Raw genomic sequence first — 23579 nt, 5'->3', positions numbered from 1 at the left:
GTTATTTTTTACGGATGGCGACATTAGCATTCATACCGGTACGTAGTGCTGCCAAGGCAAGTGTGTTGTCTGTTAGTTTGATGCGCACAGGGATACGTTGTACGATTTTCACAAAGTTCCCTGTCGAATTATCTGGCGGCAGCAGTGAGAAGCTGGAGCCGGTAGCCGGCGAGAGCGACTCGATTTTTCCTTCAAAGGTTTGATCCGGAAATGCATCGGCGCTGATCTCTGCTATATCACCAACATGCATATGTCTTAACTGTGTTTCTTTAAAGTTTGCTATTACCCATTTGCCGGCATCCTGATCAACAATATAAGCCAACGTTTGTCCGGGTTGAATCTGCTGTCCGGTCTGTATTGTTCGTCTGCCCATCTGACAATTGTAAGGGGCGGTGATAACTGTATAACCCACATCAAGTTTATTTCGGTTCAACACCGCAGCCCGTCTCTTGATTTCGGTCTGAAGTACGGTCTCCTGTACCTTTGTATCGTTGGTTTTTGATAGTGAGGCCTGGTAGTTGATCAATGCTGCCTGGTAGTCGGACCGTGCCACCTGTAGTGCAGTCTCCACATTTTCCAACTGCTGTCTGGTGGCAGATTCAGCGTCGAACAGTTTTTTATAGCGGTCATATTCCTGCTGTTGCTTCCATAGGCGTGCTTTAGCGGATGAAATTTGCTCTTGCACCGCAGCGGCAGTTTGTTCTGCTGTATGGATATTGCTTGTGAGTACCTTTTCCTGGGCCTCGGCATTGTCAAGTGCCGCTTCGGCCTCTTGTTGTTGTAAAGCATACTCCCGGTTATCAATGATCAGAAGGGTATCCCCCTTTTTAACCTGCTGATTTTCCTCGTACCGGATCGCACTGATATAACCGCCCACGCGTGCTGTGATGGGATTGATGTATTCCTGAACCTGTGCATCGTTGGTTTCTTCATAAGTTTTTAGATTCCAGAGCGTGATGCCTCCCCAAACAAGGAGTATGAGTAATACAGCTCCAGCAATCCATGAGGTGATGATAGTGATTAATTTATCTGTGCGTGTATGTAGATTTTGCTGTTTCATTTTATAGGTTTCCGATAACATTTTGTAATTGATAGTATTGCATTTGGGTTGCAATCTGAGCGGATGTTAACTCAAACTGGCTTTGCAAAAGGGCGGTATCCGAATCAAGAAGATCTGTTACCAGAGATAATTGGTTAAAATAGGTATTGTATACAATCCTGGCATTCTCCTTTGCCTGAGCGATATTTACGCGCGCTACGCGGATTCTGTTTAATGCTTCCTGGTACCGTAGAAAAGCTTCTTTTACTTGTTGCCGCACACGATCCTGCTGATCTGAATGCTCCAGCTCCTGTGATTTGAGTTCCAGTTCGGCAGCCTTAACTTTATGCTTGTTGTGGTAAAAACCATCTAGTGCAAAGCTCGCCTTGATGCCGGCCATCCCCAATCCAAAAAGGGCATCGCCATAAGGGTAAAATTGGATCTGCGGGTAGCTGTAGGCATAGTTCGCAAAAAGACCCACTTTAGGTGCTAGATTACCTTTGGTGGTTTTTAAAGCTACCTTCGATAAATTTGTTTGCTGTTCTGAGATTTTGTTCTGAAAGGAATTTGCCTGTGCCTGTAAAAGATATTCGTCGTAAGATTTGACAGTGAGCAACTCTACATCCGCCAAAGTATCGGGGTTTATAACGGCTTCGTCGGGCTGACCAGTCAGGATATCCAACTTTTGGCTTTCGATCTGGATATCATTCTCGATTTGCGTCAATGTCAGTTTGTCCCTCGACAATTGCAGTTCTGCACGTAAAAGGTCGCTCTTCAACACAACTCCATTTTTTAGTAGTTGCTTAATCTGTAAGATCTGTTTCTCCTGATCGGCAATATGGCTCATGATCAGTTTCTTAAACTGATAGCTTTTTTGCAACTCCAGAAAATAGGCTGCTGTTTTCAATTTTACATCAGCTACAGTCATGTTTTTCTGTTCCTGCCTGATTTGGTTGAGCGTTTCCTCAGTTTTGATCTTCAAGTTGATTTTATCACCGCTATATAAGTTTAGGTAAGCATCACCACCTACCTTATAAAAGGTATGTAATACCGGAAACTGTCCGTGAGCATGCAGTAATCCGTTTTCAAATAACGGCATATTACTTACCCTGGCATATTCTCCTTCGGCATTGATTTCTGGAAGTCTTTCTGCTTTTGCGTCCTTGATATCCTCGGCTTTAGCCTCTGCCTGCAATTGTTTGATCTGAATGCTTTTATTGTACTGTAACGCGTTATTCCAGACTTCTGCAAGCGTTGTATGCTGATCAGGTTTTGAAGCAGCTATCACTTGCGCATTGAGGTGTTGGGTAGTGCAGGTAACAAGTAAAGCGAGCGTTAGTATTTTAGATAAATTAATTGGTGTCATTATGGTACAAAGTTACACAGTGTAGCTTTGTGAGATTTTATGTAAATTGCCTAAATATTTATGATTCCAGCCAAATCAATGGATGTGCGTACCACATCAGAACATTTAGCAGCCATCGATAGAAGTGCGTCTTCTGTATATGTGCTGCATGAGAAATATGAACGGAGATTTCCGGTGCACAACCATGTTAAAGGGCAGTTGACTTATGTAGATGGCGGAATAGCTTACGTGCATGTGGAAAAAAACACGTTGGTTATTCCCGCGCGGCACTACATCTGGATCCCTGCCGGAATGGATCATTTTTTACAGGTCGGACCTTCTGCTACGGCAATCAGGAATATTTATTTTAGTCTTGGTAATCAGGAGCCGCCATTTTACAATGAGATGGGGATTTATCCTGTAAATAACCTTTTGCATGAGATGATTTTATTCACGGAGCGTTGTAGTGGAGATGTGGAGCCAACGAATATTCATTATGTGTTTTTAGCGGGCATAAAAAACATCTTGCCTGAGCTCAGTCCAAGACACCTGCCTACGGCTTTGCCAACTACTCAACATGTGAGGTTGCGGCCGATATTGCAGTATCTGAATGCGCATGCGGCCGAAGTACTTACCCTGGGAACTGTTAGTACGGCATTTGATCTGAGTGAACGGTCTTTATCCCGGTTATTTCAAACTGTGCTGAGTATTTCTTTTCTGCAGTATCTAAAGCAATTGCGGATGGTTAAAGCGGTGGAGCTGATGCTGCGAAAGGATTTGACTTTAAGTCAGATCGCCTATGCTACCGGGTATAATAGCATCTCGGCATTTAGCAATACCTTTTACCAGCTTACTCAGGTTCGGCCTTCGCAGTTTTGCCAGGCCATCCGGTCAGGAAATTCTACTCCTGACCAGACTGCTGTTGCAGTTTAAGAAAAATAGGTATCCAAATGATGTTCGTAGCGCTTCAGGTCATTAACGATGTCCGCGTTTTTCTCCACATCGTGGAAATGCAGTCCCGGGATAGCTTGCATGCCTGTAAACGCGTTCATCCGGTGAAAGCCAAATAGCGCACCATCATCTACGCTGGTTTCATTGAAGAATTCTCCTGGCAGCGTAAAGGCTGTAGCAGGTGCATTCCAAGAACTGGTCACCATATATTTTGTGCCATGAAGCATGCCTCCGGTACCATAGTTGATCTGTGGATTCGCAGAACTGCGTCCGTCACTCTTATAAATTCCATTTTGGTGTCCTTCGGTAAATACTTCATCAATATATTTCTTCATCCCGTGTGGCAACTGGAACCACCAGATTGGGGTATGATAAATCACTACATCCGCCCATACGTAATTGTCCACTTCCTGTTTGGTATCATATGGAGTGTTGATATCAGTAAACCGAACCTCGTAGCCGGGCTTGTTCTGGAAATAGCTGATCGTTGCATCGAACAGTGTTTTGTTGAATTTTCCACCCGAATGCCCAAAAATCTGTCCGCCGTTAATAATGAATATTTTCATGTTGTGTTTTTCTTTTTAATACAGCAGCAAAATTAAACTGCCTAGTGTTATTAATAAAATAAGATAAATCATACCTTAGTATTATAATAATGATAGTTTGAGTATGGTAAATTTGGAATGGTTCAGGACTTTTAAAGCGATTTACGAAACGGGGACACTCACAGGTGCCGCTGAATCATTGTACATTTCGCAACCTGGCGTAAGCTTGCATTTAAGTGCGTTAGAGGCACATGTAGGGTTTAAATTATTCGACAGGACATCGAGAAAGATGATTGCTACAGAGCGGGGAAAGGTTTTGTATAACTATGTTCAGGAGGCTGTAAATAAATTGCAGGATGCCGAGCAGCATTTTCACAAGACAACAGAAAAAGAAAGGCCAACAATCAGTATCGGGATGTGCTTCGAAACTTTTCAATTTACCTTGGAATCCTACTTGCCAACTTTACCTTTTAATGTGATCATTAAATTTGGGGAATATCCGGAAATGTTGCGAGATCTGGATAACGGTATTCTTGACCTCATTATCACTCCACAGAAAGGCGATTATAAAGGATTGGTATATAAACCCTTTTTTAAAGAGCGGATTGTAGTCATAGGCGGTATAGATACTGACACAATCTTACTTGATCAGTATGTCCGGGATGCTGACCAGAGTGCGATCCTAAGCTGGCTTAAGGAGCAGACCTGGTATGGTACAACGGGTGATATGGAACACCTGCGTAAATTTTGGCATCAGAATTTTGGTAAACGTCCAGACTTCAAGCCTAATTACATCGTGCCAAATATGAGTTCGATTATCCGGTGTCTGAGTGTAGGGCAGGGGATTGCCATAATCCCTGATTTCTTATCTGGTAAAGAGCTCGATTCCGGAAAAATTAAACTGATTTGGGAGGGCTTCCTGCCTTTGGAAAATACGCTTTATTTTGGGACACGCAAGGGGGCTATGTATCCAGAAGAGATTAAACTTGTGGAAGAGATTTTTCAGAAGGAAATGGGAAGTAAAGTTATTGTGTAAAACGAAACATTCAACCGCCGTTTCCGTTTTATAAATAAAAAGACATCATGGCCTTTGATAAAATAGTAGATCTGCTTGGCGACGCTGCCGATACCTTGTTAAATTACACCAGTACAACATTCGATCAGTCGCAACTCCACCTGCCGGGGCCTGATTTCGTTGATCGTATTTTTGTTCAGACGAATCGGAATGCACAGGTTTTAAGGAATCTGAATGCTATCTATCAGCATGGGCGCCTTGGCGGTACTGGATATCTTTCTATACTTCCGGTAGATCAGGGCATTGAGCATACCGCAGGGGCATCATTCGCGAAGAACCCACTCTACTTTGATCCGGAGAATATTCTCAGACTAGCCGTTGAAGGGGGCTGTAATGCTGTGGCAACAACTTTTGGCAATCTGGCTATGGTTTCCAGGAAATATGCGCATAAGATTCCTTTTTTGGTAAAGTTGAACCATAATGAACTGCTCACATTTCCCACCAAATATGATCAGATCATGTTTGGTTCTGTCCGTGAGGCCTGGAACCTTGGTGCTGCCGCAGTAGGGGCGACCATTTATTTTGGCTCTGCTGAGTCAGACCGGCAAATCGTTGAAGTGGCAAAAGCATTTGAAGAGGCGCACAGCTTGGGTATGGCTACAGTGCTGTGGTGTTACACCAGGAACAATGCGTTTAAAAAAGATGGCGTTAATTATGAAAGTGCTGCCGATATTACCGGGCAGGCCAACCATATCGGTGTTACCATACAGGCGGATATTATTAAGCAAAAACTGGCAGATGTAAATGGTGGTTTCAGTGCGCTAAACTTTTCTAAAAGTGACCCGTTAATGTATTCTAAACTCAGCACGGACCATCCTATAGATCTTTGCCGGTACCAGGTAGCAAATTGCTATATGGGAAGAGCCGGATTGATCAATTCAGGAGGGGAATCTAAAGGGGCTTTAGACCTGGCAGATTCTGTGAAGCATGCAGTGATTAACAAGCGCGCAGGAGGTACAGGTTTAATCCTGGGGCGAAGGGCATTTCAGCGGCCTTTTGATGAAGGTGTTGCCTTCCTTCACCAGATCCAGGATGTTTATTTGGCACAGGAAATTACGATTGCTTAAGGCCGCTGGAGTATCTTTCTGATCAAATCCTTGGTGTCTTCGGGATCTTTTACGTTGATGCAGTCGGCACCAGTGCGTGTTGCCGGGTAATCATTGCCGCCTTCGAAAATTGCATCACCAATAAACAGCATATCTTTGATTGGTATGTTCAGGACATCGCGGAGCTTAAATATTCCATAAGCTTTGTCGATTCCGGGCTTGGTAATATCAATGGAAGTTGCGCCGCCTAGTTGTACTGAGAACTCAGGAATCGTTTTTTTTAGCAAGCCTTGTATCACCTTACGTTTTGCGAAATCTGGATCCCAGGCTTGTTTAGGTTGTAGGGGAGCGTGCTGTCCAAGAGCCGAGAAGGTGATCTGGCTCCCGCGATCTTCGATCTGCTCACCCCAAAGTTTTTCGGGTACGTTGCCTGTTTCCTTAACTGCATCCTGTAGGTTTTTTAGTATTTTATTCTTTTCCTGCGCTGTAAAGTCCTCCGAATAAAGTTTTTTCCATGCTCCCGACTGGTATTGATAAAATTTAGTGCCGCATGTCGGTAAGATTGACAGCTGTGAAAGCTTGCTACCTGAAGGGAGGTTAGCCAACACCTGCTTCTCAAACTGTGGCCAGTCGCCGCCAGAAATAATAGCCACGCCACCTCTATCCAATAGTCCGGAGAGCAGGCCAGCCATTTCATGGTCTATCGCAGCCTTGCTTTCTGCAAGGGTGTTGTCAAGATCGAATATGATCAGATTTTTTTTACTGAATTGAATGTCTTGTGCCTTATCCATCATTCTGGGGTTGTATAGTATAAACTGAGATTTCCTAACTTTGTTGTCAATAGCTGAAATTTGTCCAGTGTATGAGCACACCTTTAAAGTTTAGGTTAAAATAATTGAGGAAAGCCGCGGTAGTATCAAAGCCATCGTTTATTGCAAGCAGGTCTATTTCCTGTGGGGTTAAACGTCTTTGATCAATCCTGATCTCTGGTAAACCGATCTCAGAACCTGTTGGCCAGGTAATCTCAACTTGCTGCAGTGCAGTGCAGCAGATCAGCGGTGCAAATCGGAAATAATCAGATGTGCCGGGGTTTATCGACAAGTGGATGGCCATTCCTTTTTTCCACTGACGACTGGCAATGGTGCCTGAGGCATGTGTTCTGAATCTCCTGATGGTATGTATTTTTGCACTTAGCGCATCGGTGCCATTTTCAGGTTTGCTGAATCCTGTATTGAAACGCAGACGGTGGGCTGATTCAAAAGTATCAAAATCATTATGCTGGATTTTGAGTGAAAGGCTGCGCCAAATTTTCCGGATAAAATACTGAGGTTTGCCATTAAGTTCCTCGCTAAAAGATAAATTCATTATTAGGATGTCTGCTAGGTCAGGCCACTAATATACAACAAATCAGATTTTGTAGAACAAGCACAACTTAGAGGCAAGGGTTGGGAAATCAAATAGCGATAAAACAAAAAGAGCAGCCCTTTTGGAGCTGCTCTTTCGTTATGTAGATGTTGGTTAATTTGTGTTGTCGGTCATCAGTTTGTTATACAACAACTCTGTGCCTGAAATTGGCCAGATGTATTGGCTGGAAGTTGGAGGCACAGCAGCAACGCCACCTCTGGCAGGGAAAGTTAAGCCAAGGCGCAGAATATCTGGTGTGCGTAAGCCTTCTCCAAGGAATTCTATGTTACGCTCTTTAACGAAAGCATCGAAGAATGCTGAGGGAGTAGCGAAACTTGCTGCAGTGAATACTGTAGTCGCATCAGAACGTGTTCTAACGGCATTTAGCAAAGCTAAAGCCTTAGCGTCAACGCTATTCGTGCTTCTGGCAAGTGCTTCACCTAAACTTAAGAGTACTTCGGCATATCTGATTACCGGAACATAATCAGCAAAGTTAGCTGCTGGTAATGTTGGGAATTTTGACATGTAAGGAAGTCCGCCCGACAGAGTGATAAAGCTTCTTCTTTTATCCGCTGCTTTGAATGTTGCATCACCAATAATTCCGTCTGGATTAAGTGAGTACAACTTTGTGCCAAAGAAATACGAGCCAATTGCACTCTGACCACCAGCGTTCTCTGTACCGTTTACAAATGGCATCGATAAAATTGATTCCGTTGTAGTGTAAGGAGTTTTGAACACGTTAGTGATGTCTGCCTGCAGGGCATGAGCAACACCTGTTGTTGCTGTAAAAGGTCCGGCGGTAGAAACAATTTTGTTAGCTTCAGTAATTACATCAGTATATCTTTGCATGCTTAGGTATACTCTGGTTTTGAAGGCTATTGCAGTGTTTCTGTGTGCACGGATTGTGTTGTTTACAGCAGTAGTATAAGTTAAAGGCAAATCAGTCTCAGCTTCGTTCAGATCTTTAAGTACCTGAGTGTAAACTTGAGCAACGGTACTTCTTGCAAGATCGTAGTTTCCAGCAACAGAGTTTCCAGTTAAACGTAAAGGTAATCCTGGTTTGCTACCCTGACCATCATAGAAAGGCCTTGCGTACAATTGCAGCAGACTGTAATAGCAGATTGCACGAACCAATTTGGCCTCGGCTACATAGTTCTTGCCAACAGCATCGCCAACAACTCCGGTTCCTTTTGCAGCCATTCCTTCGATAAATAAGTTACAGCGATTGATCGTGTTGTAAGCAGATCCCCAAAAGCCAGTTACTTCCTGTGCACCATTTCCTAGCGTGTACATGTAAGTCTGGTAAGCGGTTACTGAGTTTGAACTCTGAGCGATATAGTTGTCTGCCCTAAGTTCGTTGTAAACCGGATATCGGCCTCCGTAGAAGTCTCCAGCTCTCAATCCTGCATAAAGCCCCAGTACTTGTCCCTGTACCCTAAGTACAGTAGAAAATTGTGCTAGGTCCAGGGTAGCTACTGCAGTCTCAGATGCCGGTGTTAACAATTCTTTTTGGCAACCCGCAAGCATACCTGCGGCAATAAGTGTGATATATATTAATCTCTTTTTCATATTTCTTGTTTTTATAGGTTAAAACTTAACTGATATACCTGCTGTAAATGCACGACCGTTACCAACAGAGTTTCTTTCTACTCCGGCAGCTGAATTCGAGTTTCCGTTTGATGATACCTCAGGATCTGATCCAGGATATTTGGTGAAGATCAATAAGTTGTTACCGCTTACGTAGATTCTTGCATTAGCAATCTTAGCTTTAGATACGAAGCTAACTGGTAATGTATATCCAAGACTTGCGCTTCTCAGTTTTAGGAAATCACCTTTGAAAACGTTTACATCGATAGGGAAAGATGATCCGTTGGATACGTTATCTCCGTTAACAATTTTAGGGATGTCTGTTTCCTGACCTGGAGTTGTCCATCTTCTCAGCATATCAGTAGAGTTGTTCCAGAAACGTTGATCTCTAAGACCTGAGTTTGTTCCGTAGTAAATAGAGAATCCTAATTGATAAGTGAAGGTCAATCCAAGATCAAATTGTTTGTATCTGAATGTGTTGTCGAAACCTCCTGAAAATTTAGGTTGCGTGTTTTTGTAAGGACTGGCGTCGTTTGCAAGAGAGATACCATTTTTAGCTTCTGTTCCATCCTCATAAGTGTATCTAAACTGTCCTGCGGGAGCTACTTGTTGGTAAAGTACTTTCTTTCCGGTAGATTTTTCAATGAAGATTCTTCTTCCTGAAGCGGCGTCTACACCAGCAGTTCTAACAACGTAGATCATACCAAGTGGTCCACCGACCTGAGAGATACTGGCAGACTCCAGTGAAGAAGTTGTAGTTAAGAATTGAGTGATACCTTCTGATAATGAAGTGATTTCGTTTTTGTTGTAAGAGATATTGAATGAAGGGCTCCAGCTGAAATCTTTTCCTCTAAAAGCATCTCCACTGATGGTTAACTCGTAACCTTTGTTGTACATAGAAGCAATATTCAGTGAAGGTTCACTTGGTAAACCTGCAGAAGGTATCTGAGGTACGCTGTAGATCAAACCATCCAAAGTGTTTTTGTAGTAAGCAGCTTCTACGGTAATCCTGTCATTCAAGATACCAAAGTTGATACCAAGATCCAGTTTTTTACTTTCTTCCCATCCGATTTGGTCATTACCTGTTTGTGTAGGAACCAATGTTGGCGATCCGTTATACAAACCTGTTCCGTAGAATGAGTAAGATGCAAGGTTACCAAGACCAGCAGTGTTACCTACTGTTCCATAAGTTCCTCTTAAGCTGAAGCTGGAGAAGGTTTTGTCCAGTCCGGCTTTAGTCCAGAATTTCTCATTTGCAATTTCCCATTTCAAACCAACACCATAGAAAGTTCCTTTTTTATTGTCTGCACCGAATGCAGAATATTGATCCTGACGAACGTTAGCTGTTAAATAATAACGTTTAGCATAGTTGTAGTTTAAACTTCCGAAGAATGATACCAGGTAGTTTTCACCTACTGTTCCACCTGCTGTAGGTGTAGCATAACCAGCAGCGAAAGAATTGAAAGCTGGATCTGATAAGGTTGTGCGTGATGCATTAAAGCCGTTTACTGTACTTCTGGTTTGCTCATTACCAACTAGTAGGGAGAAGTTATGCTCGCCAAAAGTTTTTGTTGCCTGAGCAGTATTTGTCCATACCCAACGTTTGTTTTTACTGAAACTTGCTGAAGCTGAACCGCCTGAGGCTGCAGAACCACCGTTGATTGGGTTGAAGAAAGAATCATTGTCAGAGAAGATATAATCTACTCCATATACCGATTTCGCATATAACCAATCTGTGATGTTAGCTTGTAAATACACACTTCCCTGGATATGGTTCAGCTCATTGTTTGAACGATCAAGATCTAACACTGCTGCAGGATTGTAAAAACCCACGTCAGATCCTACGTTGGCACCCCTGCCAATTGTGGTAGCATTGAAAATATTATAAGTTCCGTCAGCATTTTTTGGAGCAACGTTTGGCGCAGTAACAATCGCTAACCTACCTAAACCGCCAGTACCAAATGCTTCTCCAGAAAGAGAACCTGATGATGTAGCTGCAAGGTTTTGCTCATTTGAGTATTGTAATTTACCACCGAAAGCGAAAATTTTACCTTCTTTGTGGTCAACTTTAGCCAACATGGATTTTCTTGTGTAATCATTGTGTTGGATGATACCTTCTTGTTTTGTGTAGCCAGCAGAAAGATAGTAGTTTGTTGATTCTGTACCACCAGAAACACCAATTGTATTACTGTGCGAGTAAGCCGTTCTATAAATATAATCGTACCAGTTGGTATTGATTACATTTCCAGCAGCATCATTCTGCAAATTAAACGAACGTGTTGCCTGATTGAAAAGACCTGCATTTCTAAGGCCTTCATTTTTCAATTCAACATATTGATAAGCATCTAGCAGTTCTGGTAAGTTTCTCGCCTTTGTAGTCCCAACCCATGCGTCATAGGTTACTACAGCTTTACCTGGTTTACCTCTTTTTGTAGTAATTACGATTACACCATTTGCAGCTCTACTACCATAGATCGCAGAAGCAGCAGCATCTTTAAGAATCTCTACGCGCTCAATATCATTTGGATTGATGCTGGCAAGTGCGTTACCTGCCGCGCTAGATCCACTGGCGTCGCCAGAATAGGTAGCAACACCATCCACAACAAATAATGGAGATGAACTTAGTGAGATAGAGTTTGTACCCCTGATACGAATTACCGGCGGGTTATTCAAGACGCCGTTTGGTAGGGTCACCTGAACACCGGCAGCTTTACCGCCCAAAGCCTGGTCAAAACTTTGTACAGGTTTATTTTCTAATTGTTTCGCTGTAACGCTGCTTACAGAGCCAATAACATCGGCCTTCTTTTGTGTGCTGTAACCGTTTACTACGATCTCATCCAGCACTGCAGCATCTTCTTCAAGAATGATAGATAAAGAGTTGCCTGTTATAGGTACGATTTTAGTCACATACCCAACAAAAGAGAGTCTCAGGTTTTTAGCGCCATCTGCGGGCACCGCTAAAGTAAAAGCTCCTGTTCTATCCGTTTGTGTGCTGGTTCTTGTGCCTGAAATAATAACACTTACGCCTGGGATCGGTGCGCCGGTGGTTTTGTCGGTCACTTTTCCGGAAACAACACGAGTTTGTGCATGCACTTGCACTGCAATACACCATAATAATACGAATGTAGCGAGTAGTTTTCTTCTCATATTTTAGTTTTTAGTTTAGTTTTTCTAAATATGATGATTTTAGAATGTTTTTTGTGTCTTTTGTTTTTAAAAAGTGACGAAATGGAACATTTTTATATTTATTTCAATTAATAAGTGTTGTAATTATGTTTTTTGCATTAAATACGTCATGATAAATCACTTTTTTAGGTAATTTATTTACGAAATATTTAGTTGTCACTGGCTTTTTGTTTGTTTTGTTTGGTTATTTTGGATTTTAAATATGTTTTTCGCTTGTATTTTGTCTGATTTTGTAATTAAGTCCAGTTTTTTTTGCGTGTTTTTTAAAATAGATGAGTTTTTATGCCAAAAAAAAGCCCTCCATTTTGTTGGAAGGCTGGAGCTTTTAAAGAGCTATGTTGAGGTCAAGCATTAATGCCTAAAGCATATAATATAATGTTGACACCGAATTTTGTATTGTCCTCGGAGAGGAAGCGTTTATTTCGGAAATCATAGTCCCACTCACAACCGTAGTCCTTATTGCTGAATAATACACCAATTCTGTTATTTATCTGAACGGCCTTGAGGTAATCGTGGACTAGATCGTCTCCCCAGCCATTAAGTTCAAATGATGTGGTAGGAGGGCCTTTCTCAAACTTAAAAAAAGACGTATATATAGGATGATTGTTTGCAATCTTTTTTAGCGCCTGCGGACCGAATAGTGAAGCCATCTGCGCCTCAAAAGATTTTGAGAATAAACCGTCAATGTCGTGATTGCAATCGTCTACAAATACAAAGCCTCCATTTTCCACATATTTCTTGAAGTTTGCTCCTTCCTGTTTGTTAAACTGCACGAGTTTGTGTCCGCTTAGGTAGCAAAAAGGATAATTAAAAATGTCAGGACTGCCCAGGTCTATTACTTTCTCCGCGGGGTCAAAAGGGATTGTGGTATATTCTAAAATGGAGTTTAGAATATTTGCAGGCATCCGTTGATCGGTATCCCAATCACCGGAACTGTATTTTAGGCGGGCAAACGTGAACTTATTCTTTAACATTCATCTAATTTAATGCATATTTTGCGAGAATCCGCTCTAACGACTGCTTTGAAGTGTAATTTTTTCGATATTCTATGATTTTTATAAACGATTCTATTGAATTCGCCCTATATTGAAATCGATTTATACATCATTGGTCATAAAACACATATAATATCTTGGAGATTTCAGAAAGTAATGTGAGAATGCTTATCGGTAAGCTTTCACTGTTGAAAAAGGAAATACAGAAAGTCATAGTTGGCCAGGATGTGGTCATAGAAGAAATGCTGATTGCATTGATGGCCGGAGGCCATTGTTTGCTGGAAGGGGTGCCTGGACTGGCAAAAACGTTGATGGTACGCACGATGTCGCAGGCGCTGGATCTTTCTTTTAGACGTATTCAGTTTACACCCGATCTGATGCCTACGGATATTCTTGGAACGGAAATCCTCGAAGAGGACCATGTTACAGGCAAGCGCTTCTTTAAATTCAATAAAGGGCCAATATTTGCAAATATCATTCTGGCTGATGAGATCAACAGGACTCCTCCGAAAACACAATCGGCATTGTTAGAAGCAATGCAGGAGTTTGAAGTAACTTATGGTGGACAGACTTATCCGTTAGATAAACCGTTTTTCATATTAGCTACGCAGAACCCTATTGAGCAGGCAGGCACATACCCCTTGCCTGAAGCACAGCTGGACAGGTTTCTTTTATATGTTAAGATCGGGTATCCTTCTGCAGCAGAAGAAATCGCTGTGTTAAGCAGTACCACAGGAAAGAAAAAAAATAAAGTAGAAGCGGTTATTGGCTCAGAGGATATCATTCAACTCCAAAGCCTGGTGCGTGATGTAAGCATCAGTGATGATATGGTTGCCTATGTAAGTGAACTGATCCGCGCAACACGGCCCGACACTACAGCCTACGCATATGTCAAAGAATGGGTTAGGTGGGGTGCTGGCCCAAGGGCTGGACAGGCGCTCATCTTAACGGCTAAAGCACGCGCCCTTTTTAATGGTCGTTACGCTGTTATACCTGAAGATATACATACTATGGCTTATCCTGTGCTCAGACATCGGATCCTGATGAACTTTAAGGCAGAGGCAGAGCAGGTAAGTGCAGACCGCGTTACCGAAGAATTGATTAAAGTGGTGGTTAAACCCCAGTGGAAATGAGTAAACTCCTCGATCCGAAAATATTAATGGCCATTAAAGAGCTTTCTCTGGCAGCAAAAACTACTATTGAAGGTTTTATTAATGGAATTAACAAGAGTACGATCAAAGGTCCAGGTATGGAATTTAGTCAATACAGGAGTTATCAGCCGGGTGATGATCTGCGGTTGCTTGATTGGAAGATGTTTGCCCGATCAGACCGCTATTATATCAGGGAGTCGGAAATTGAGACAAATATTTCCATCCGTCTGGTGATCGATGCAAGTGCTTCCATGAATCATTCTGATGGCGACTACACAAAAATAGAATATGCCCGCTACCTTGCTGCGTCTTTGGCCTATCTCGGCAACTTGCAGGGAGATGCCATTGGCTTGAATGTTTTTAAATCACATGAAGTAATTTCTCTGCCCGTAAAGCAGGATTTTCAGCATCTTTCCAGGCTGTTTTTTCAACTGGAACAGATCAAGCCTGAAGGTAGTTTTACAAAGGCAGCGCATTATAAGCAACTGTATTCCGGTGCCAGCCAAAAAGAACTCACAATATTTATTACAGATTTGTATCAGAGTGAAACGGAAATTTTTGACCTGCTGGATACTGTGAGTACCTTAAAACATGAAGTGATTGTTTTTCACCTGATGTCGGCAAATGAACTTGCATTGGATTTTAAAGGCTACTCTACATTTGAAGACCTTGAGACGGGAGCTACGATTCAGGTAGATCAATCATCCATCCGTAAAACTTATAAAGCAAAACTGGAAAGTTACCTTGAAGAGGTTAAAACAAAAGCATTGAATAAACGCATATTTTACAGGATGTTAAGTACTGATGAGCCGCTGGAACAGGCGCTCAGGGATTTCTTAAACCAAAGAAAAAAATTAAAAGTATAAGATGTTTCAACTGCTGTATCCCCTTGGTCTTTTAGCTGCGCTGGGCATTATTGTCCCGGTAATCGTACATCTGTGGAATATAAAAAATGGGAAGACACTCAAAATCGGTAGTATCGCTCTGCTCGGCTCTCCTTCTAATCAAAGGTCGAGAAACCTAAAGGTTACCGACTGGCCATTGCTGCTAATCAGGTGTATACTGCTTTTGCTGGTGTCACTTTTACTTGCCCTGCCGGTATACCGAACTAAGCAGATTACTGCAGACCGTCCGGGGTGGATAGTCGTAGAACGTGCTTTGCTTAAAGAGGTGTGGACAAAACATAAAAGGCAATTGGATTCATTATTGTCAAAGGGTTACCAGCTTCATGATTTAGCGCTAAAATTTCCACTGATTGATCTGAAGGATACTGCAACGGTTTTTTCTAAGCCTTCAACAACAGGACCATCTTATTTCTCTATGCTACGCCACCTCGATCAGTCGCTAGGCGCAGGTTTCAAGGTTTACCTGTATACTGGAAATCAATTGAGCCGATTTTCCGGGGCATTGCCAGTTACACAGCTTGCACTACACTGGCAACTTGCGTCTGTTGACGACAGTTTGAAAACGACCTGGCCAGTGGGTGGCTTAACAGCACACTCTTCTGCAGCGGGGACTTACTACAGCCCTGTTAGCACCTTTGCAGATACCGTAAATCAAGAGATTGCTATTTACGAATCGTCAAAATCTGGTGGCGCCAGTTATGTTAGGGCGGCAGTTTTAGCAATCGCTGATTTTACAAAACATAAGGTGCATCTGCGTACTGTTCAAACCGTAGAAGACATTAAAAAACCAGGCACCTTTATCTTTTGGTTGTCAGATGAACGGTTAACTGATGTTCAGCTCAAGGGTTTGGCTCCTGGGACTACGGTTTTTGCTTATGCGGGAGCTAAGCCATTCAAACTTAAATCGCAGATTCTTAAACTGAGAGGAGATGCACTCGATGAAACACAACTTTATCAGCGTACGGCAACGACAGAAAAAGCTGGTGTTCCGGTATGGACTGATGGCTTTGGTGAGCCGTTGCTTGTAGAAACACGGGAATTGGGTGTGCATCTGTATAAATTTTATAGCCGCTTTAGTCCACAATGGACATCGATGGTTTGGAGTAATGGCATGCTGATGGCAATGCTGCCTGTTTTAAACCCAGACCCGGCTGCTATATATGGTTTTAAGGAGGATGAGCGTTATCTTAATGCTGTAAGCACGACAAGTATAGCGGGTATTTCGGGGTCTTCAGAAAAAGGAATAACCCCCGCGACTTCCTACGAAACAAAAGCAATTGAAAACTATATCTGGTGGCTGCTATTCATCGTGTTTATCGCTGAGCGCTGGTTATCTTACAGAAAAACAAGACAGGGTATATGAGGAGTTCCGAAGGTAAATATTGGATAGAGGGATTGCGGCGACGTTGGATATTTTCTGATGCAGTCAAAGCATTTTGTTTTGCCGCCACGGCAGCAATTATTTCTGCTACTGTTGCGATGCACTTTTTAGGTACGGGCTGGAAAGCTTTTGTATTGATATTTCTACTGTTGTTTGCTGGTATCTCTGCCTGGATGAAATACTGGAACATTTCCAGTGCCCAGGTCTCTCGATTTGTTGATGATCAATTTCCAGAAGTTGAACAAAGCAGCTGGCTTGTGCTGGAACCTGAAGAAAATCTTAGTTTGCTACAGCGTTTACAGGCAGATCGTGTTAACAAAGTGCTGTCTGCTAAAAAGATTTCTGATGCGCCATGGAAACAGCTTGTAGGCCCGGTGCTGGTACTCGTCGCTGCAATTGCACTGTCCTATGGGCTTTCCTTCATTTCGCAATCTAATAGGAGCATAACTGATTCTATAACAGAAAAAAATGCTGGTATGCCTGTTGTCAAAGAAAATATCCCTGCGGAGGTATCCGGTTTTGTAATTACAATAACACCTCCAGCATATACCGGCAAACAAGCACGCAGTCAGCAGCAATTCAGCCTGACTGCAGAGACTGGCTCCATGGTCAAATGGGCTATCAAGACCTCTCTGCCTGTTCAGTCTATGGTGCTATTGCTTAATGATAATGAAAGTGTTCCATTAAAATCCGCGGACAATAAATCAACCTGGTCTGCCAGTCGTCTGATTGCAAAGTCTGGATTCTATCAAATTGTGCTCAATGGAAAAAAATCTGATTATTACCAGATGGAGGTAACTCCGGATCTACCCGTTGCCATCAGGATAACAAATCCAGCCCAGCATAGTACAATTGATATTGGACAGCCACAACAGATTGATCTGAAGGTATTGCTTAACGATGATTATGGGATTACTGATGCCTCGATCTCGGCAACAATGGCTAGCGGTAAAGGTGAGGCTGTAAGTTTTAAAGAGAAGAAGATTGCGCTGCAAACAAATATTCATAACCAGCGTAGCATACAGATAAGTCAGCGGATACTGCTCCGCGAGCTTGGCATGAAGCCTGGCGATGAGCTTTACTTTTATATTAATGCAAAAGACAACCACGGACAGTTGAGTAGGTCAGATACTTATTTTGTCTCTATCCAGGATACAACGGAACTAATGAGCCTTGCAGGTATTGATAACGGTGTTAACCTTGTTCCTGAATATTTTAGGAGTCAGCGCCAGCTCATTATGGATACAGAAAAATTGCTGAAGGAGAAAGCCGGGATGTCTGAAGAAGAATTCAAGAATAAAAGCAATAACCTGGGCATAGATCAAAAAATGCTTAGGCTGCGTTACGGTAAATTCCTGGGTGAAGAAGAAGAAACGAATATTGGCGGCGGTCATGCCGATGAAAAAGAAGGTAAACATGCAGAAGGCAAAGATGAGCATGGGCATGAGGCTGAGCAACATGCCGAAGCGGTGGAATTTGGAAATACTCAGGCAATCATGGATCAGTATGCACACAAACATGATACCTCTGAAGATGCCACATTTTTTGAACCTGAATTGAAAGCGCAATTAAAAGCCACCCTCAATGAGATGTGGACGGCAGAACTTCGTTTGCGCACCTACGAGCCGCAACAGGCACTTCCTTTTGAATATAAGGCTTTGAGATTACTGAAAGATCTTCAGCAAAAATCAAGGGCTTATGTGGCAAAAACGACATTTAAAACAAGTCCTATTAAGCCGGAAAAAAGGCTTACTGGTGAGCTCAAGGAAGTAAATGGCGTACAGACATCAAGGAGTGGTGGTGCTGGAAATAAAAGCGTTACTGTGTTAAAGGCGACTTTGGCCATGTTGGAAAATAAAAAAGAAGGTCTGCCCGCTATGCCTGGCGATTTGGGCGTGCTGCTACAGGCTCAGCAACAACTGTCGGCAGCAGCTTCAAATACACCGGCTAAATACCTCGATGCATTGAAGTCGACCAAGAAAGTTCTTGCGTTATGGAAAAATGGTAATCCGCAAGCCAGAGATATTGCGGCTATGCAGAAAGGCCTGAGTTTGCTGATTGGTGCTGAGCTCGCAGTTCCTGTACAGTTGTCGGCAAGATCCTCGGAACTCACCAAATCTTATTTCAAACAATTAAACCGCATGCAATAAGATGGAAAAATTGTACCCAATGTATATTGCTGCTACTTTGTTGTGTCTCGTGTTGATCTATTTCGAAATTAAAAGGGATAATAAAGCCAGATTGTTGTTCCGCGTCCTCGCGGTCGTTATCGCTATTGTTGCACTGTTGTTTTTGATTGCTCCGTTAACATACCGCGCAAGCAGAAGCGTGAACCAAAAGGAATTGGTGCTTTTAACTGAAGGAGCCACAAATAAACTGGCAGACGATTCCCTTTATTATACGCTCGATAGTTTGGTGTTCCGGAAGTATAAAAGTACATCTGTAAAGTTAATTGCAGATCTTCCTTATTATTTGAAGACGCATGAAGATGTAAACAGTCTTCGCGTTTACGGAAATGGATTACCGCCTGCATTATTGAAATATACAAAAGATCTGCGCTATACTTTTGTTCCCGGTGCGGAGCCAGAAGGCATCATAGCGGCATCTTGGTCTAATGTGGTGCGGGAGTCCGAATCTCTGGATGTATTGGGAACTTATAACAATACTACTGATCAGCCTGTGAAGCTATTACTGGTAGGATCGGGTACGCACCTCGACTCCGTAAAAGTGGCTGCTCACGGCAAGTATAACTTTTTGTTGAGATCTGTTCCCCGACAGCTGGGCCGGGCAGTATATACTGTAATGGCATTTTCGGGAGAGACATTGATTTCCTCTTCGCCAGTTCCTTTTGAGGTGCTGCCGGTAGGTAAGATCAAAGTCCTTGTGCTCTCTTCTTCTCCTGACTTTGAATACAAGTTTTTAAAAAATTGGTTGTTAGAAGCAAAATATCCCGCGGTTTTCAGAACCCGTATTAGTAAAGATAAATTCAGTACAGAGCAAGTTAACCTCGAGGGTCAACAGGGTACAGCGCTGACGACCGGAATATTAAAAAAATATGATCTTGTCATCGCTGATGATGATGAGCTTGCTCAACTGGGTAACGCAGCCAATGCAGAATTGAGAAATGCTGTGGCTGCAGGACTAGGTTTGTTAATCCGCTTTAATGAAACAAAACAGTTATCGGCCTTAGGTCAGAAGTTTCAGCTGATTAATTCGTCGGACACGATTACGACTTCTTTTACACCAATATTGGATGAAAGTACAACTTCTTTAAAACCAATTTCAACAGGGCAATCATTATCCATCCAGTCAGCCCCGGGAACGATCGCTTTAGTGCGTGATCAGAAAGGGAAAATCTTCGTCAATACAGGCCTTTACGGAAATGGCAGGCTTGGTGCCACGGTGTTGTCTTCAACATACAACTGGATTTTGTCTGGACAGAAAAAAGACTATGCAGAATATTGGGCATATATATTAGGTAAAAGTGCCAGAAAACAAATCGCGGCTGAGGTATTTCATGTTAGTCCGTTATTTCCTGTTGTGAGAGACGAAGTAAATGTGATATTTGAAAGCAATATAAGTAACGGGTTGCCTGAAATAAAGCTTAACGATGCTGGTAGCAGTGTTTTGCAGAACACTGTATTGCCGTTTTATTGGCAAAGTACAGGATGGGTGTCCGGAAAAGGATGGAATCGTTTTCAGGCAAAAGAAAAAGCTGCTAATTATTTCTACGTATACGATATCGGAGATTGGAAAGCTTTAAGAGCGCAGAACCTGATATCTGAAAATAGAAATTCTATAAAAAATCTTGCTGATGAGGTCTTAAAAGCTCGTGTCGCTACAGAAGATTTCGAAAAAGAAGTGTCAAAATGGCTATTTTTTGTATTATTCTTGTTTTCTCTGGCCTATCTTTGGTTTGAAACTAAAATGTTATAAAACTTTTAGTTTAAAAAGCATAAATTGAGGTTCTTAAACTAAAATGAACCCGCTTTGAAAAGAAAAGACTTTATTTACCTGTCTGGGATGGGCCTTGGAGCACTGCTACTCCAGGATCTGAATGCGCTTGGCAATCCCATAGACCCTTTACAAGCGCTGGAGGGCGTCGACGTAAAATTCAAGAAAGAACTTGCTGATGTTGCATTGAATGCAGCAAGAAGTAAAGGAGCCACCTATGCTGATATCCGTATCGGACGTTATCTGAACCAGTTTGTTGCTGCCCGTGAAAAACGTGTGCAGGGCGTAAGCAATACCGAGTCTTTTGGTGTTGGTGTCCGCGTAATTGCCAATGGATGCTGGGGATTTGCAGCAACGAATAAAGTCACAAAAGAAGATATTGCTAAAGCTGCAGAGCAAGCGGTAGCAGTAGCTAAGGCTAATTCCAAAATAATGGGAGAGCCTGTGCAATTGGCACCGCAGAAAGGCTTTGGCGAGGTAGCATGGAAAGCACCTATAGAACGCAATGCGTTTGAAGTTCCTATTAAGGAGAAGGTAGATCTGCTAATGAACGTAAATGATATCGCCTTACAAAATGGGGCTAGCTTCGTGAATTCTGTCATGTTTGCCATCAATGAGCAGAAATATTTTGCATCAACTGATGGTTCTTATATCGATCAGGATATCCACAGGATATATCCTTCTTTTACCATTACAAAAATTGACCGTGGGTCTGGTAAATTCCAAACCGTGAACTCTTTAAGTTCACCGATGGGGATGGGCTACGAGTACCTTACACCGCGTGCTGAAGATAAAGTGCAGGGTGTGGTTACGAGATACAAACACCGTTATGATATGCTGGAAGACGTGAAAAACGCTACGCAGACAGCAGATCAGAAAATTAAAGCAAAAACAGTGGAGCCAGGGAAATATGATCTGGTATTGGATCCTTCACATCTTTGGTTAACGATCCACGAATCTGTTGGTCACCCTACAGAACTTGACAGGGTGCTCGGATACGAGGCTAACTATGCAGGTACAAGCTTCCTGACTCTTGATAAATGGAAAACCAAAAAATTCAATTTCGGTAGTAAACTTGTTAACGTTGTTGCTGATAAAACACAGAAAGGTTCATTGGGAGCTGTAGGTTATGATGATGAAGGTGTGAAATGTGGTAAGTGGGATCTGATTAAAGACGGAACACTGGTAAACTATCAGGCTATCCGCGATCAGGCACATATCATAGGTCTGGATGCATCACAGGGTTGCTGCTATGCACAGGGTTGGGATGATGTTCAGTTTCAACGCATGGCTAATGTGTCATTGCAGCCAGGTAAGGAAAAACTAAGCGTTGATGACATGATCAAGAATGTCGAAAAAGGTATATATATTATTGGAAATGGAAGTTTCTCTATCGATCAGCAACGTTACAACTTCCAGTTTGGCGGGCAAAGTTTCTATGAGATCAAAAACGGTAAGATTGCCGGCATGCTGAATGATGTTGCTTACCAGGCAAATACCCAGGAGTTCTGGAACTCATGTTCTGCAATTTGCGATGAGAGCGACTATCGTTTAGGTGGTTCATTTAACGATGGTAAAGGACAGCCGTCACAAAGTAGTGCAGTGTCTCATGGTAGCGCAACTACACGTTTCAATGGTGTTAATGTTATAAATACAGCAAGAAAAATCTAATTATGGCTATATTAAGTAAAGAAGAAGCCCAGGCTATACTCAAAAAAGTAATCGGTTTTTCAAAAGCTGATGCCTGTGAGGTAAGTTTAAATGGTTCTGACGGTGGAAATATCCGTTATGCCCGCAATGCAGTGTCTACAGCTGGACAAATCAGCGTAATGAGCCTTGCGGTAAATTCTACATTCGGTAAAAAAACAGGTACTGCAACGATCAATGAGTTTGATGATGCATCCCTGCAGAAAGTGGTGAAACGTTCTGAAGAGTTAGCGATGCTGGCTCCTGAGAATCCGGAATATATGCCTTTATTAGGGCCTCAGGATTTTCCTGAGTCTACCACCTACAATGCAAAAACGGCGGCAATGACGCCTGATACAAGAGCAGATATGGTTGCTAAAAGTTTGGAGGTTTCTAAAGCCGCAAAACTTGAAGCTGCAGGTTTCCTGGAAAATTCTACCCGTTTTAACTCGGTAATGAATTCCAAAGGTTTGTTTGCCTACAATAAGTCGACAAATGTTTCTTTCTCGGTAACAGTAAGAAACCAGGAGGGAACAGGATCAGGTTATATAGAACAGGATTTTAATGACCTTGATAAAATGGATACCTTGGCGCTTAGCAAAATTGCCGCCAAGAAAGCCAATGGTTCTGCAGGGGCAAAAGCTATTGAACCTGGTAAATACACGGTAATCCTGGAGCCGCTGGCAGCCAGTGATATGCTGGGGAATATGTTTAGAGGCTTTGATGCCAGAAGTGCTGATGAAGGCAGAAGCTTTATGAGTAAAAAGGGTGGGGGTACGCGTCTTGGTGAACAGCTGTTCTCAGAAAACATCAATATCTATTCAGATCCTTTCAATCCGGAGTTGCCATCATCAACATGGGATCGCGATGGGTTGCCAAATAAAAGAACACAGTGGGTAGAGAAGGGTGTTGTTAAAAACTTATCGTACTCAAGATACTGGGCAGCTCAAAAAGGTGCACAACCATTACCTTTCAATAGGAGTATTGTTTTGGAAGGTGGTAACCAATCGCTCGAAGAGCTGATCAAAGGCACAGAAAAAGGAATTCTTGTTACACGTTTTTGGTATATCCGTTCGGTAGATCCTCAAACACTATTGTTAACAGGACTTACACGTGATGGTACTTTTTATATCGAGAATGGTGAGATCAAGTTTCCACTTAAGAATTTCAGGTTCAATGAAAGTCCTGTTATCATGCTTAACAATGTTGAGGCTCTGGGTAAACCTGTTCGTACGGGCAGTGGCATGATCCCTCCGATGAAGATCAGGGACTTCACCTTTACGTCACTATCTGACGCTGTTTAAAATCAACAATTAGCAATGCTCCTGG

The 23579-nt window shown here is 42.5% G+C and carries 18 protein-coding genes; 10 read left to right on the top strand and 8 right to left on the bottom strand.

Annotation, left to right across the window (positions count from 1 at the left end):
- Window position 1: 1 nt before the first annotated feature.
- Complete coding sequence (locus tag CLV32_RS08945; RefSeq protein ID WP_133554569.1) at window positions 2-1060, bottom strand: HlyD family secretion protein; 1059 nt, start codon at window positions 1058-1060, stop codon at window positions 2-4.
- 1 nt (window position 1061) lies between these two features.
- The gene (locus CLV32_RS08940) at window positions 1062-2405 is read right to left on the bottom strand and encodes a TolC family protein (RefSeq protein WP_133554567.1); all 1344 of its coding nucleotides are present in this window, start codon (window positions 2403-2405) and stop codon (window positions 1062-1064) included.
- Between the two features lie 60 nt (window positions 2406-2465).
- Here CLV32_RS08940 and CLV32_RS08935 point away from each other — a divergent pair, with 60 nt between their 5' ends.
- Complete coding sequence (locus CLV32_RS08935) at window positions 2466-3317, top strand: helix-turn-helix domain-containing protein (RefSeq protein WP_243732273.1); 852 nt, start codon at window positions 2466-2468, stop codon at window positions 3315-3317.
- Here the strand turns inward: CLV32_RS08935 and CLV32_RS08930 are convergent.
- Window positions 3314-3901: an NAD(P)H-dependent oxidoreductase gene (locus tag CLV32_RS08930; RefSeq protein ID WP_133554565.1), complete on the bottom strand. Its 588-nt coding sequence runs from the start codon at window positions 3899-3901 to the stop codon at window positions 3314-3316. The genes CLV32_RS08935 and CLV32_RS08930 overlap by 4 nt on opposite strands.
- Before the next feature lie 103 nt (window positions 3902-4004).
- Between CLV32_RS08930 and CLV32_RS08925 the strand changes: the two genes are divergently transcribed.
- The gene (locus tag CLV32_RS08925) at window positions 4005-4916 is read left to right on the top strand and encodes a LysR family transcriptional regulator (protein ID WP_133554563.1); all 912 of its coding nucleotides are present in this window, start codon (window positions 4005-4007) and stop codon (window positions 4914-4916) included.
- Between the two features lie 47 nt (window positions 4917-4963).
- Window positions 4964-6022 carry a class I fructose-bisphosphate aldolase gene (locus tag CLV32_RS08920; protein ID WP_133554561.1) on the top strand — a complete coding sequence of 353 codons (1059 nt, stop codon included), beginning with the start codon at window positions 4964-4966 and terminating at the stop codon, window positions 6020-6022.
- Here the strand turns inward: CLV32_RS08920 and CLV32_RS08915 are convergent.
- From CLV32_RS08915 to CLV32_RS08895, 5 genes are all read right to left on the bottom strand, one after another.
- Window positions 6019-6795 (bottom strand): HAD-IIB family hydrolase, encoded by a 777-nt coding sequence (locus tag CLV32_RS08915; protein WP_243732272.1) that lies wholly within the window; start codon window positions 6793-6795, stop codon window positions 6019-6021. The two genes, CLV32_RS08920 and CLV32_RS08915, sit on opposite strands and share 4 nt — an antisense overlap.
- A gap of 43 nt (window positions 6796-6838) precedes the next feature.
- Window positions 6839-7366 carry a hypothetical protein gene (locus CLV32_RS08910; protein ID WP_133554559.1) on the bottom strand — a complete coding sequence of 176 codons (528 nt, stop codon included), beginning with the start codon at window positions 7364-7366 and terminating at the stop codon, window positions 6839-6841.
- Between the two features lie 153 nt (window positions 7367-7519).
- Window positions 7520-8974 carry a RagB/SusD family nutrient uptake outer membrane protein gene (locus CLV32_RS08905; RefSeq protein ID WP_133554557.1) on the bottom strand — a complete coding sequence of 485 codons (1455 nt, stop codon included), beginning with the start codon at window positions 8972-8974 and terminating at the stop codon, window positions 7520-7522.
- 18 nt (window positions 8975-8992) lie between these two features.
- Window positions 8993-12139: a SusC/RagA family TonB-linked outer membrane protein gene (locus tag CLV32_RS08900; RefSeq protein ID WP_133554555.1), complete on the bottom strand. Its 3147-nt coding sequence runs from the start codon at window positions 12137-12139 to the stop codon at window positions 8993-8995.
- 383 nt (window positions 12140-12522) lie between these two features.
- A complete protein-coding gene (locus CLV32_RS08895; protein WP_133554554.1) occupies window positions 12523-13152 on the bottom strand; it encodes a DUF4159 domain-containing protein in 630 nt (209 codons plus the stop codon).
- Between the two features lie 158 nt (window positions 13153-13310).
- Between CLV32_RS08895 and CLV32_RS08890 the strand changes: the two genes are divergently transcribed.
- The 7 genes from CLV32_RS08890 to CLV32_RS08860 are packed head-to-tail and all read left to right on the top strand — an operon-like array spanning window position 13311 to window position 23554.
- Window positions 13311-14306, top strand: a complete 996-nt coding sequence (locus CLV32_RS08890) for an AAA family ATPase (RefSeq protein WP_243732271.1) — start codon at window positions 13311-13313, stop codon at window positions 14304-14306.
- A complete protein-coding gene (locus tag CLV32_RS08885; protein WP_243732270.1) occupies window positions 14303-15190 on the top strand; it encodes a DUF58 domain-containing protein in 888 nt (295 codons plus the stop codon). Before CLV32_RS08890 ends, CLV32_RS08885 begins: the two co-directional genes overlap by 4 nt.
- Before the next feature lies 1 nt (window position 15191).
- Window positions 15192-16592, top strand: coding sequence for a BatA domain-containing protein (locus CLV32_RS08880; protein WP_133554552.1), 1401 nt, complete (start codon window positions 15192-15194; stop codon window positions 16590-16592).
- Complete coding sequence (locus tag CLV32_RS08875; protein ID WP_133554551.1) at window positions 16589-18760, top strand: DUF4175 family protein; 2172 nt, start codon at window positions 16589-16591, stop codon at window positions 18758-18760. Before CLV32_RS08880 ends, CLV32_RS08875 begins: the two co-directional genes overlap by 4 nt.
- A 1-nt stretch (window position 18761) precedes the next feature.
- Entirely contained in the window at window positions 18762-20546 is a 1785-nt protein-coding gene (locus CLV32_RS08870) for a hypothetical protein (protein ID WP_133554549.1), read from the top strand.
- Window positions 20547-20600: 54 nt separating this feature from the next.
- Complete coding sequence (locus CLV32_RS08865; RefSeq protein WP_133554548.1) at window positions 20601-22235, top strand: TldD/PmbA family protein; 1635 nt, start codon at window positions 20601-20603, stop codon at window positions 22233-22235.
- Window positions 22236-22237: 2 nt separating this feature from the next.
- Entirely contained in the window at window positions 22238-23554 is a 1317-nt protein-coding gene (locus tag CLV32_RS08860; RefSeq protein ID WP_133554546.1) for a TldD/PmbA family protein, read from the top strand.
- Window positions 23555-23579 lie beyond the last annotated feature (25 nt).

Origin of the sequence: Pedobacter duraquae, from assembly GCF_004362245.1 — a bacterium.
In the GTDB taxonomy this organism is placed as follows: Bacteria; Bacteroidota; Bacteroidia; order Sphingobacteriales; family Sphingobacteriaceae; genus Pedobacter; species Pedobacter duraquae.
Note: the sequence above shows the minus strand (reverse complement) of the source record. Positions and strands in the feature narration are given on the sequence as shown.

Excerpts from the sequence above, each read along its gene's own strand:
- CLV32_RS08945 (WP_133554569.1), bottom strand. The coding sequence starts at position 1,060 with ATGAAACAGCAAAATCTACATACACGCACAGATAAATTAATCACTATC.
- CLV32_RS08940 (WP_133554567.1), bottom strand. The coding sequence starts at position 2,405 with ATGACACCAATTAATTTATCTAAAATACTAACGCTCGCTTTACTTGTT.
- CLV32_RS08935 (WP_243732273.1), top strand. The coding sequence starts at position 2,466 with ATGATTCCAGCCAAATCAATGGATGTGCGTACCACATCAGAACATTTA.
- CLV32_RS08930 (WP_133554565.1), bottom strand. The coding sequence starts at position 3,901 with ATGAAAATATTCATTATTAACGGCGGACAGATTTTTGGGCATTCGGGT.
- CLV32_RS08925 (WP_133554563.1), top strand. The coding sequence starts at position 4,005 with ATGGTAAATTTGGAATGGTTCAGGACTTTTAAAGCGATTTACGAAACG.
- CLV32_RS08920 (WP_133554561.1), top strand. The coding sequence starts at position 4,964 with ATGGCCTTTGATAAAATAGTAGATCTGCTTGGCGACGCTGCCGATACC.
- CLV32_RS08915 (WP_243732272.1), bottom strand. The coding sequence starts at position 6,795 with ATGATGGATAAGGCACAAGACATTCAATTCAGTAAAAAAAATCTGATC.
- CLV32_RS08910 (WP_133554559.1), bottom strand. The coding sequence starts at position 7,366 with ATGAATTTATCTTTTAGCGAGGAACTTAATGGCAAACCTCAGTATTTT.
- CLV32_RS08905 (WP_133554557.1), bottom strand. The coding sequence starts at position 8,974 with ATGAAAAAGAGATTAATATATATCACACTTATTGCCGCAGGTATGCTT.
- CLV32_RS08900 (WP_133554555.1), bottom strand. The coding sequence starts at position 12,139 with ATGAGAAGAAAACTACTCGCTACATTCGTATTATTATGGTGTATTGCA.
- CLV32_RS08895 (WP_133554554.1), bottom strand. The coding sequence starts at position 13,152 with ATGTTAAAGAATAAGTTCACGTTTGCCCGCCTAAAATACAGTTCCGGT.
- CLV32_RS08885 (WP_243732270.1), top strand. The coding sequence starts at position 14,303 with ATGAGTAAACTCCTCGATCCGAAAATATTAATGGCCATTAAAGAGCTT.
- CLV32_RS08880 (WP_133554552.1), top strand. The coding sequence starts at position 15,192 with ATGTTTCAACTGCTGTATCCCCTTGGTCTTTTAGCTGCGCTGGGCATT.
- CLV32_RS08875 (WP_133554551.1), top strand. The coding sequence starts at position 16,589 with ATGAGGAGTTCCGAAGGTAAATATTGGATAGAGGGATTGCGGCGACGT.
- CLV32_RS08870 (WP_133554549.1), top strand. The coding sequence starts at position 18,762 with ATGGAAAAATTGTACCCAATGTATATTGCTGCTACTTTGTTGTGTCTC.
- CLV32_RS08860 (WP_133554546.1), top strand. The coding sequence starts at position 22,238 with ATGGCTATATTAAGTAAAGAAGAAGCCCAGGCTATACTCAAAAAAGTA.